General features: G+C 71.9%; 7 protein-coding genes and 1 pseudogene. 2 read left to right on the forward strand and 6 right to left on the reverse strand.

Annotated elements, in window-relative coordinates; translation table 11 throughout:
* Positions 1 to 3: 3 nt before the first annotated feature.
* The 4 genes and pseudogenes from ACFW6P_RS24595 to ACFW6P_RS24610 all read right to left on the reverse strand — a co-directional run bounded on the left by ACFW6P_RS24595 (position 4) and on the right by ACFW6P_RS24610 (position 6111).
* Positions 4 to 3150, reverse strand: coding sequence for a DUF3427 domain-containing protein (locus tag ACFW6P_RS24595; RefSeq protein WP_386424796.1), 3147 nt, complete (start codon positions 3148 to 3150; stop codon positions 4 to 6).
* 197 nt (positions 3151 to 3347) lie between these two features.
* Complete coding sequence (locus ACFW6P_RS24600) at positions 3348 to 4364, reverse strand: SEC-C metal-binding domain-containing protein (RefSeq protein ID WP_386424798.1); 1017 nt, start codon at positions 4362 to 4364, stop codon at positions 3348 to 3350.
* A gap of 115 nt (positions 4365 to 4479) precedes the next feature.
* Positions 4480 to 5394: pseudogene (locus tag ACFW6P_RS24605) on the reverse strand (beta-1,6-galactanase); the annotation flags it as partial.
* A gap of 36 nt (positions 5395 to 5430) precedes the next feature.
* Positions 5431 to 6111: a TetR/AcrR family transcriptional regulator gene (locus ACFW6P_RS24610; RefSeq protein WP_386348403.1), complete on the reverse strand. Its 681-nt coding sequence runs from the start codon at positions 6109 to 6111 to the stop codon at positions 5431 to 5433.
* 109 nt (positions 6112 to 6220) lie between these two features.
* Between ACFW6P_RS24610 and ACFW6P_RS24615 the strand changes: the two genes are divergently transcribed.
* A complete protein-coding gene (locus tag ACFW6P_RS24615) occupies positions 6221 to 7183 on the forward strand; it encodes an NAD(P)-dependent alcohol dehydrogenase (RefSeq protein ID WP_386348400.1) in 963 nt (320 codons plus the stop codon).
* Here ACFW6P_RS24615 and ACFW6P_RS24620 read toward each other — a convergent pair.
* Together ACFW6P_RS24620 and ACFW6P_RS24625 are read right to left on the reverse strand one after the other, a co-directional pair.
* On the reverse strand, positions 7170 to 7733 hold the full coding sequence (locus ACFW6P_RS24620) for a heme-degrading domain-containing protein (protein ID WP_386348397.1): 564 nt from the start codon (positions 7731 to 7733) through the stop codon (positions 7170 to 7172). The two genes, ACFW6P_RS24615 and ACFW6P_RS24620, sit on opposite strands and share 14 nt — an antisense overlap.
* Positions 7730 to 8845: a Gfo/Idh/MocA family oxidoreductase gene (locus ACFW6P_RS24625; RefSeq protein ID WP_386348395.1), complete on the reverse strand. Its 1116-nt coding sequence runs from the start codon at positions 8843 to 8845 to the stop codon at positions 7730 to 7732. The genes ACFW6P_RS24620 and ACFW6P_RS24625 overlap by 4 nt, the downstream gene beginning before the upstream one ends.
* A gap of 94 nt (positions 8846 to 8939) precedes the next feature.
* Here ACFW6P_RS24625 and ACFW6P_RS24630 point away from each other — a divergent pair, with 94 nt between their 5' ends.
* On the forward strand, positions 8940 to 10028 hold the full coding sequence (locus ACFW6P_RS24630) for an ROK family protein (protein WP_386348747.1): 1089 nt from the start codon (positions 8940 to 8942) through the stop codon (positions 10026 to 10028).
* The last annotated feature ends 376 nt before the right edge of the window (positions 10029 to 10404 follow it).

Consider the following 10404-nt stretch of genomic DNA (forward strand, 5'->3'; position numbering starts at 1 on the left):
GCGTCATCCGGCAGCGATGGCCGCATACGACCACACATCGGCCGGTAGCGCGTGCTGCAGGCGCCAGGTGATCGCCATCGGCCTGCTGCCGGTGTGGTCCTTGTAGGTGGCAGGTCCCAGCAGCATCCACGGCTGGGACCTGCCGATGTCGGTGTACTTGTAACGGCGCATGAAGAGCAGGACGTGGCTGCCCCGCTCAGCGTGGTGCCGGTAGCGCAAGCCCGTTGGGGAGTCCGCCGCCGTTCCGCTCTGCGACTCCCAGTGCAGGAGCGTGGGGCTCAGCGCGTAGTCCTTGTACCGGACGGTGGGCGAGAAGTCCTTCTCGTTCTTCTCCTGGGTGATCAGGAGGGCGTCAGTCCGGAGGTCCTCTACCCACTGGACGCCCTGCGCGAAGGTTCTGGGCATCTGACCGCCGAAGCGCGCCACACCGAGGGCTGCCAGGACCTCGGAGCGGTTGTAGGAGCAGTGCACCTTCAGTGGGAGCTGGCTGTGCGGGCCGGAGAGAGGAAGCGGGAAGTGATCCGCCTGGTCGATGACATAGGACAGCACTTGGCGGAGCTCGTCGCGGACGGCGGGCTGCTCTCTGAGCGCGTCGAGGCCTTGCTGGTAGCTGGTGAAGCCGCCTGCGTTGTCCCACAGGTTGAAGAAGAGCATCCGCGCGTAGCCCTGTTCCGTGGGATCCAGGTCCTCGTAGCGGGGTGCGTCGTCGGCCAGGAGACCCAGGTACGCGTTCGCCCGGCCGGGATCATCGACGTGCAGGAACGCGTGGACCCGCTTGAGGAGGTCCGATTCCCCGGGGGGAGCGGCCGCTGTGATGAACCCGGCTCGCCGCAGGACAGACGTCCAGGAGTGGCCGCTCCTGTACAGCTCTTTGATCTCCCTGCGGCTCTCGCGCAGGTAGGCCGTAAGTTGCGGTGTGGCGTAGGCCTTGACCTCGGCGGCCAGGGACCTGACGTTCGCGCTCAGCTGGGTGCGGACGTTGTCGAGCACCAGGTTCTTGGCCTTGCCCTCCAGGATGATCTGGCACCCCGGGGGCAGAAGGGGAAAGTCACGCTCCATGTGATCGACGAGCCGGTTCCTGGAGAGGTTCGTTATGGCCCGGAACTGCTCCTCGAAGCGGAACTCCGCTCGGTGCTGCCCGATGAAGTCGAGGACGGTGAGCACGGGCTTGGTCTCCGTACGCCTCAGCCCGCGCCCGAGTTGCTGGAGGAAGACCGTGGCGCTGCTGGTGGGACGCAGGAGAAGGAGCGTGTCGACCTCGGGGATGTCCAGGCCTTCGTTGAAGAGGTCCACGGAGAAGATGACCTGCAGCTTGCCCCTCTTCAGGTCGGTGAGGGCTTGAGCCCGTTCCGGGGCAGGGGAGTCGCTGGTGAGCGCGGTGGCCTGGAAGCCGGCCCTTCGGAAGAAGTCCGCCATGAAGCGGGCGTGCCTCTTGTCCACACAGAAGCCCAGGGCGCGCATCGCCCCGGGCCGGGAGACCTTGTCGCGGATCTGCTTCACGACGATGCGCGCGCGTGCCTCGTTGCCCGTGTAGAGATTCCCGAGCTCCTGGTCTGCGTAGGCGCCCCGCTGCCAGGTGAGGTTCGTCAGGTCCGTGCCGTCAGGAATGCCGAAGTAGTGGAAGGGGCACAGCAGGTCGTTCTCAAGCGCCTCCCACAGGCGCATCTCGGCGGCTATACGGCCGTCGAAGAACTCGTCTTGGACATTGAGCCCGTCCATCCGCTCGGGCGTCGCGGTCAGGCCGAGCAGTTGCCTGGGCTCGAAGTGGTCGATGACCCGGCGATAAGTGGTCGCCGTGGCATGGTGGAACTCGTCGATGACGACGATGTCGAAGTGGTCGGGAGCCAGTTCCTCAAGACGCCGGACGTTGAGTGACTGGACGCTGGCGAAGACGTGGCTCCAGGCGTGCGGGTCCGCGCCGCCGTGGAGCAGCTCACCGAACGAGGGGTCGTCTAGCACCTCCCGGTACGTGCGCAGGGACTGCTTGAGAATCTCCTTGCGGTGTGCGACGAACAGCAACGTCGGCCGGCGGTCGTCGTAGTTCTTGGACAGGCTCTTGTAGTCCAGGGCCGCCATGACGGTCTTGCCCGTGCCGGTGGCTGCGACCAGCAGGTTGCGGTCGCGCCCCCGCAGCTCGCGCTCCACCCGGAGGCGGTCCAGCATGTCCTGCTGGTAGGGGAAGGGACGTACCTCCAGCCCCGAGAGGCTGATCTTCAAGTCGGTGGTGGAGGTGCTGCCGCTCGCCTGAGCCAGCGCTTGATCCAAGCGCTCGCTGTGGCGGTCGGGGTCGTACGTCTCGAACGTGGAGTCACTCCAGTACGCGTCGAAGGTCGCCTCGAACTTGTTCAGTACGGCCGGTGTGGCGACGGAGGAGAGACGGACGTTCCACTCCAAGCCGTCGAGCAGGGCGGCCTTCGAGAGGTTGGAACTGCCGACGTACGCCGTGTCGAAGCCGGAGTGGCGCCTGAAGAGCCAGGCTTTCGCGTGCAGCCGAGTGGAGCGGATCTCGTAGTTGACTTTGACCGTGGCGCCGAAGTCGCGAACGAGGCGGTCGAGAGCGTGGCGGTCGGTCGCGCCGATGTAGGTGGTCGTGATGACACGGATCGGCACCCCCCGTTCCTTCGCGGCGCGCAGTGCGTCATCGAGGACGCGTATGCCGTGCCACTTCACGAACGCGCAGAGCAGGTCGATGCGGTCGGCGGTGGCAAGCTCCGCCCTGAGTTCTGCTCCGAGGCTGACGTCTTCCGGGGAGTTCGTGATCAGTGACGTCTCGGACAGCGGAGTGAGGGGGCGCAGTGCGTAAACCCCCGGGGCTTCCTGCCGGGCGAGTGCCAGAAGTTGTCGAGGGCCTTCGACGACGGTGCTCGCGGTCGCCGTCTCGCTGCGATCGGGTGCGTCGGCCGCCAGGGACGCGAGGACACGGTTCGCCACCGCGACTCGATCTTCGGGACGCAGCTCGCTCAGTCTCCGGCTGACGGCTTCGCTGATGTGGCGGGCCAGTACGTGCGGGGCGGACTGCGGGGTGACCTCGGCGTCGACGGCCTTCCAGCCGGCGGCCGTGAGCGCCTCCAAGTCCCGCTGGACGTCGCTGGTGATCAGCTTCTCGTAGAGACCCGCGATCGGCTGCGACCCGTCCCTTGCTTCCGCCACGCCTGCTCCCCCTGCTTTGCGGTTTCGTGCGCGCACGATCGCCTTCGGCGACAGGGATCAGTTGTAACAGCAACCGCTGACACGCGAGGGCGGTACGGGAAGACGTGGCCCGGTGGCTGCCGGGGGGCCGCCCACGAAGTGAGCGGCCCGGTGAAGCGTGGCGGAGGCGGATGGCGCCTGAGGCTGGTCGTCCAGGCTCAGGCGCTGCCCCCGTGACACTCCCCATAAGCCCGCCCCGACCCGCACCAGCACCCCGCCCCCTCCTGCGGCGGCCACGCCACTGCCCGGCCCCTCGCCGCCAGCGTCGTCGCGTACTGCGGAAGGAGCGTCGGGTCGCCCGGGGAGGAACCCTCCGAGGCCGCGAAGGCCTCGTAGGACGGGACCGTGCCGGTGACGATGCCGAGGTTGGGTGTGCCCGAGGCGGAGAGTTCGCGCAGGGAACGCTCTATCGAGGCCAGGTGGTCGGCGTGGGACGGGTACTCCTCGGAGAGGGCCGGGTACGCCTCCAGGAGTTCCGTCAGCTCCTGTGCCGGCCAGTGGAGCATCGCCACCGGGAACGGGCGGGAGAGGGCCTCGCGGTAGGCGCCCAGTTCCGCGCGGAGGCGGAGGATCTCCGCTTCCAGTTCCGCCGGGTTCTCCGAGCCGAGGGACCAGACGCGCTTCGGGTCGTGGAGCTCGTCCAGGGAGACCGGCAGGTGGTGGACCGAGTCGGCCAGGGCGTCCCACTCGTCGTGGGCGCGGCCCAGCATGCGGCGGACCCGGTGGCGGCCCAAGAGGAGGGGGTGGGTCGGCTGCGGGGGCCGCGGCACGTCGGTCAGGAGGTGGCGTACGGCCTCCGTGAAGGTGTCGTGCGCCGCTTCCAGCTCGTCGTGCGACTCCAGGGACTCGGCCACGATCACCCAGGGGGCCGGGTCCCGCGGGGCCGCCGCCCGGACGCCGTCGATGATCGCCCTGGCCTCGGCCTCGTGGCCGTACTCCCAGAGGTTCGAGGCCTTGAGGGCCCGTACCAGGTGGGGGTGGTCGAGGCCTTCGGGGGAGGACAGGAGGCGGTCGTAGAGCTTGGTCGCGGTGGGGCGGTCGCCGGAGAGTTCCAGATGGGCCGCCGCCCGCAGCAGCAGGGCCTCGGCGTCCTCGGGGTACAGGCCGGCGGTCCGCTCCAGGCGTGCCGCCTCGGCGGTGTGGTCGACGTTTTCGGCAGGCGTGTCGGGGCGCATGGGTGACACCGTACTGCCGGGAGGTGACGAGCGTGAGAGATGCGCGGGCCGGACCACCCGCCCGTTCCCACGCTCGTCACCAGGGCTTCGCGATCCGTCCGCGATCACCGCAGTCTCAGATCGTCACGCCGTCCACCTGGAGAGTCTGGACCGACTTCGCCGCGAACGGGACGCTCACCGACGTGCCGGACAGGCGGATGTCGGTGTGGGCCGTGCAGAGGCCGCCGCCTCCTGTCGTCACCGTGTTCCAGCGCGGCACGACGCCCCCGGAGCCGCCCGTCGCCGTCGGGAAGCGGGAGAGGTCGAGGGTGAGGGTCCGGGGGGAGGCGGACGTGTTGACCGCCACGATCACCAGGCGGCGCGTCGACGCCTCGTACGCCGCCACCGTGTGGCTCGCCCCGGTGTCCAGGATCGTCATGCCGGGGCGGATGTGGCGGCTGAACTGGGCCAGTACGTAGTGCTTGGTCTGGACGGTGGTCGGCTGGAGGGTGCCCGCGTCGTAGGCGATCATCGCGTAGCCCGTCGACGGGTCCATGACCTGCCAGTAGCACCAGGCCGGGGGGTGCAGCCAGCGGAAGTCGTAGCAGAGGTTGGACGCCGTGGTCAGGCCCGTGCCGTCGCGGTCGCCGGTCTCGGAGTTCCACAGCTTCTTGCGGGAGGGCGTCACGACGTCCGCGTACAGGAGGTCGCGGCGGCCGCCCGAGCCCTGGTAGCCGTGCACGTTGACCTGGGACACCAGGGCCTTGGTGGACGCGTCGAAGGACGCCCAGGTCGGGCGGGCCGTGTCGTAGTTCGTCTCGTCCGGGGCGGAGATCCGGATGCCGGTCAGGCCGCGCTTGTCCAGTTCGTCGCGCAGGTGCGGCAGTACGGCCGCCTGGACCGGCGGGTCCATGTGCCAGCCTTCCTGGGTGCCGGTGGCCGTCCACCACGTGGAGGCCGGCTCGTTGAAGGGGTCGACCGTCGCGAAGTCCACGCCCCAGTCGTTCCGCGCGTACAGGGCCGTCGCCGCGAGGTGGGAGGCGTGCCGGCGAGCAGCGCGGGCCAGATGCTCTGGCGCCGCTTCGTATCAGGCTCCGGGGGACCGCTGTCCCTGGGAGCCGTGGGCCGCGAGCGGAAGACTGCGCAGCGACAGCGCGCTCGGCGCCGGCAGCGTTCCATGGGCCGCATCGGCGCGGAACGACTGCAGCAGATACGCGACCAGACGCCGGGACGCCGCACGGTCATCCGGCAGTGCCGTGACCAGACCGCAGTGGGACAACAGGGCTACGGCAAGGTCGGAGGGGTGGAAGTCGGCCCGCAGCGCGCCCGCCGCCTGAGCCCTGCGGACCAGGGCCATGAAGTCCCGCTCGGCCTGTTCCTGTACTCGCGCGTGCTCTCGCGTGCTGTCCGGAAAGGCCGCGACGAACGCGGCCGGGAAGCCGCGTTCCTCCCGTTGCAGTTCGCAGACCGTCTCGACCAGCCGCTGGAAGCCCCGCCACGGATCGGGGTCGGCCAGCGCCTCGGTGAGCGCCCGAGCACAGGTGTCCATCTGGTGCGCGAACGTGGCCCGCACCAGGGCGTCCCGCGTCGGGAAACGCCGGTACAGCGTCGCCACGCCGACCCCCGCCCGCCGGGCCACGGCCGCCATGGGCGCGTCGATGCCGTGCTCGGCGAAAACCAGGCGGGCAGCCGAGAGGATGCGCCGCCGGTTGCGCCGGGCGTCCGCCCGCAGACTGTCCTGCCCCGCGATCCGAGAGGATTCCCCCACCGCTGTCTCTCACCTCCGGTCAACTGGACGATCTCGTCCGTTTGCCAGCCTACGCTCGGCGCCACGATCCCCCGCAAGGCCACTGCTGGCGAAGGTGAGAACGCAGACGATGGACGACCGCACGATGAGAGCCGTACTGTTCGACCGCTTCGGCGGCCCCGAGGTGCTGTACGTGGGCCGGGTGCCACGCCCCGGGCCGGCACCCGGCGAGGTCCTCGTGCGGGTGCACGCGTTCAGCGTGAACGGCGCCGAACTGGCCGCCCGTTCCGGTCGGTTCCGCCTCATCACCGGCCGGAGGTTCCCGCAGCGCATCGGGCTGGACTTCACTGGCGAAATCGCCGCACTCGGCACCGGCGCGACTGGCGTAGCGGTCGGCGACCGGGTGTGGGGCGTCCTGGGCCGCTCCGGATTCGGTAGTGCCGCAGAGTACGTGACGGTACGGCCCGAGCGGCTCGGCCGGGTCCCGGACGGGCTCGACCTCGTGGCCGCCGCCGCGCTGCCGGTGGCCACCACGGCCATCACGGCTCTCCGCGACAAGGCCGCACTGAGCCCCGGCGAACGGCTGCTCGTACGGGGCGCGGCCGGCGGTGTCGGCAATGCCGCCGTCCAGCTCGGACAGGCGTACGGCGCCGAGGTCACGGCCCTGGCCCGCGCTGCCAACCTCGACTTCGTCCGTACGCTCGGTGCCCACCACGCCGCCGACCACCGGACCGTGTCCCCTGCGGAACTTGGATTGTTCGACGTGGTCCTCGACACGGCGGGCACCGACCTGCGTACCGTACGGCGGATGCTGAAGCCCGGCGGACGAATGGTCACCATCACCTTCGATCTGACGCGCCCCGCCGCCTCGCTGGGCTACATCGCGGCCAGCGCCGTCCACGGACGCGGCCGGGTGCGCTTCTTCAGTCTCAACCCCAAACGTGCGCTCTTCGACGACCTCGCCCGCCAGGTGACGGAGGGGAAGCTGCGGCCGGCAGTGGACACGGTCTTCCCGCTGGAAGAGACGGCGGCCGCACACCGGGCGCTGGAGGCGGGCGGGGTGCGGGGCAAGTGCGTGGTCAGGGTCGGCTAGAAGGCTCACCAAGATCTTCACGAGCCTTCTGGCCGTTCAGGAACCGCTCCAGCGCCTCCACCACGAGCCGGTGGTCCTGCAGTTGCGGCAGCCCGGACACCGTCACCGCGCCGATCACGCCCACGCCCTCGACGGTGACCGGGAAGGAGCCGCCGTGCGCCGCGTACGTGCCGGGGTCGAGCCGCGAGGAGTCCTCGAACGTCGTGCCCTTGGCGCGGAAGCGGGCGCCGACCAGGTAGGAGGCGGAGCCGTAGCGTTCGACGACCCGGCGCTTGCGCGTGATCCAGGCGTCGTTGTCCGGGGAGGAGCCGGGCAGCGCCGCGTGGAACAGCTGCTGGCCGGCGCGGTGGATGTCGACGGCGACCGGGGCCTGCCGCTCCCGGGCCATCTCGACGAGCAGCGAGCCGAGCGCCCAGGCGTCGTCGTGGGTGAACCGGCGGAACACCAGCCGCCGTTCCTGCCGTTCCAGCTCCTCCAGGCTCGGGGTGAGCTCCGGGTGGAACTTCGGGGTGGGTTCCTGGCTGTGGGAGGGGTTGCTCTCGGGGGTCACAGGGTCACCGTCGTCTTCTCGCGGGCGGAGCGGCGGGCGGCTTCCAGGACGTCCAGGGCGGCGGCCGCCTCGCGTGCGGTCACCGGGTTCGGGGCGCCCTCCAGCAGGGCCCTCGCCACGGCCGCATAGTAGGCCGGATAGTCGCCCGGGAGGGTCGGTTCGGCGCGGCCGCCACCCGTCACCGGGGACTCGCCGGAGCCCACGCGGCCCCACAGCGACTCGGGCTCCACGCCCCAGCCGGGTCCGGGGCGCGCGCCCTCCCGCAGCGCCGCCTCCTGCGGGTCGAGGCCGTGCTTGACGTAGCCCGCGCGCGAGCCGAGGACGCGGAAGCGGGGGCCGAGCTGGGCGGTGGTCGCGGAGACGTAGAGGTGGGAGCGGACGCCGCCCGTGTGGGTGATCGCGATGAAGGTGTCGTCGTCCGTCGCGGCGCCCGGGCGCCGGATGTCCGTCTCCGCGTACACGGAGGCCGCCGGGCCGAACAGGACCAGCGCCTGGTCGACGACATGGCTGCCGAGATCGTAGAGCAGGCCTCCGATCTCCGCGGGGTCGCCGGACTCCCGCCAGCCGCCCTTGGGCCGGGGGCGCCACCGCTCGAAGCGGGACTCGAAGCGCAGGACGTCGCCCAGCTCGCCCTCGGACAGCAGCTTGCGCAGGGTGAGGAAGTCGTTGTCCCAGCGGCGGTTCTGGAAGACCGACAGCAGCAGTTCGCGCTCCTCGGCGAGGGCGGCGAGCTCGCGGGCCTCGGCGGCCGTGCCCGCCACGGGCTTGTCGACCACGACCGGCAGACCGGCCTCGAGGGCGGTGGTCGCGAGCGGCACGTGCGTCCTGTTCGGCGACGCCACGACGATCAGGTCCAGCTCGCCGGCCCGCTCGAACAGCTCGTCCGGTGTGCCGGCGAGACGTACGTCCGGGAACTCGGCACGGGCCTGCTGCCGCCGTTCCGGGTTCGAGGTGACCACCGTGTCGAGGACGAGGCCCTCGGTGGCGGCGATCAGCGGGGCGTGGAAGACGGAGCCGGCCAGGCCGTAGCCGACGAGGCCGACGCGGAGGGACGAGCCGGGGGTGCCGGACGTGCCCGGCGTGCCGGGCGTGCCGAGGGGTGTGCCAGTCATGGCCCCACTTTCGCAACGCTGTTGCCAAAGTGCAAGCGCCGGGGACAATGGCGGCGTGAACAGGGCGAACGATGGTACGGGCACAGGGGCGGGCATGCGCGGTACGGGGGCCGGGGCGAACCTGCTCGCCCTGCGCAGCCACAACACCGCGCTGGTCCTCGACCTGCTGCGCACGGCCGGGGCCGACGGCATCAGCCGGCTCGAACTCGCCGAGCGGACCGGGCTCACCCCGCAGGCCGTCAGCAAGATCACCACCCGGCTGCGGGAGGACGGTCTCGCGGCGGAGGCGGGACGCCGGGCCTCCACGGGCGGCAAGCCCCGGACGGTGCTGCGGCTGGTCCCCGAGGCCCGGCACGCGGTGGGCGTCCACCTGGACCGGGACGAGCTGCGGGTCGTGCTCGCGGACCTGCACGGAGCCGTGGTGGCGGAGCGGCGGACCGGGGTGGACCTGGGAGCGGGGGCGGAGGCCGTGCTGGGCGCGGTGACCGCTGAGGTGGGCCGGGTGCTGCCCGGCGCCGGCGCCGGTGCGCTGCTCGGCGTGGGGGTCGCCCTGCCCGGTCCGCTCGACCACGCCCGCGGTGTGCTGCACCGGGTGACCGGTTTCCCCGAGTGGGACGGCTTTCCGCTGCGCGAGGCCCTGGCGGGGCGGCTGGGGGTGCCGGTCGTCGTCGACAAGGACACCAACGCCGCCGCGCTGGGCCTGGCCGCCGGGGGTGAGGGCGGCTCCTTCGCCTACCTGCACCTCGGCACGGGGCTGGGGGCCGGACTGGTGATCGGCGGCAGCGTGCACCGCGGGGCCCGGACCGCGGCCGGGGAGTTCGGCCACCAGGTGATCCAGCTGGACGGCCCGCCCTGCACCTGCGGCGACCGCGGCTGCCTCGAGGCGCTGTGCCTCGGCGCGGTGGCGCGCGGTGACGTGGCGGAGGCGGCGCGGGTGCTGGGGGCCGGGGCGGCGAACCTCGTCGGGCTGCTCGACATCGACGTGGTCCTGCTGGGCGGCCGTACGGTCGCGGCGCACCCGGAGGCCTTCGTGCGCGGGGTCGGCGCCGTCCTGCGGGAGCGGGCCGTGCGCACCGGCCAGGACGCGGTGCCGGTGCGGGTCACGGCCGGGGCAGCCCGCGTCGTGGCCGCGGGCGCGGCGCAGGCGGTGCTGGGGCCGGTGTTCGGACGTGGGGGCGGGTGAGGGGCGGATGGGAGGGCGGGTGAGAGGGCGGGTGAGAGGGCCGGGAGCCGGGTGAGGCCGTGGGCCGCGACCTCGTGCGGGGCCTGGGGGCCGGCCGGTGTCCGGGCTGTGCGTACGGGAGCGTAGGGCCTCCCGCGCGCACCGGAGCCCCTCCGACTGCCGGCGACGAGGAGGACGGTGCGCGGGCGGGTCCTTCGGCTGGTCCGGCGGGCGGCTGGTGGTGTGTCGGCGGCCGGGTCGGGCGGGACCGCGCCTGGGGGAGGGCGCGCGAGCGGGCTGGGGACGGTGCGCGGGCGGGTCCTTCGGCCGGTCCGGCGGGCGGCTGGTGGTGTGTCGGCGGCCGGGTCGGGCGGGACCGCGCCTGGGGGAGGGCGCC

The sequence above is a fragment of the Streptomyces sp. NPDC058741 genome, assembly GCF_042746715.1.
In the GTDB taxonomy this organism is placed as follows: Bacteria; Actinomycetota; Actinomycetes; order Streptomycetales; family Streptomycetaceae; genus Streptomyces.

Excerpts from the sequence above, each read along its gene's own strand:
- ACFW6P_RS24615 (WP_386348400.1), top strand. The coding sequence starts at position 6,221 with ATGGACGACCGCACGATGAGAGCCGTACTGTTCGACCGCTTCGGCGGC.
- ACFW6P_RS24630 (WP_386348747.1), top strand. The coding sequence starts at position 8,940 with ATGCGCGGTACGGGGGCCGGGGCGAACCTGCTCGCCCTGCGCAGCCAC.
- ACFW6P_RS24625 (WP_386348395.1), bottom strand. The coding sequence starts at position 8,845 with ATGACTGGCACACCCCTCGGCACGCCCGGCACGCCGGGCACGTCCGGC.
- ACFW6P_RS24600 (WP_386424798.1), bottom strand. The coding sequence starts at position 4,364 with ATGCGCCCCGACACGCCTGCCGAAAACGTCGACCACACCGCCGAGGCG.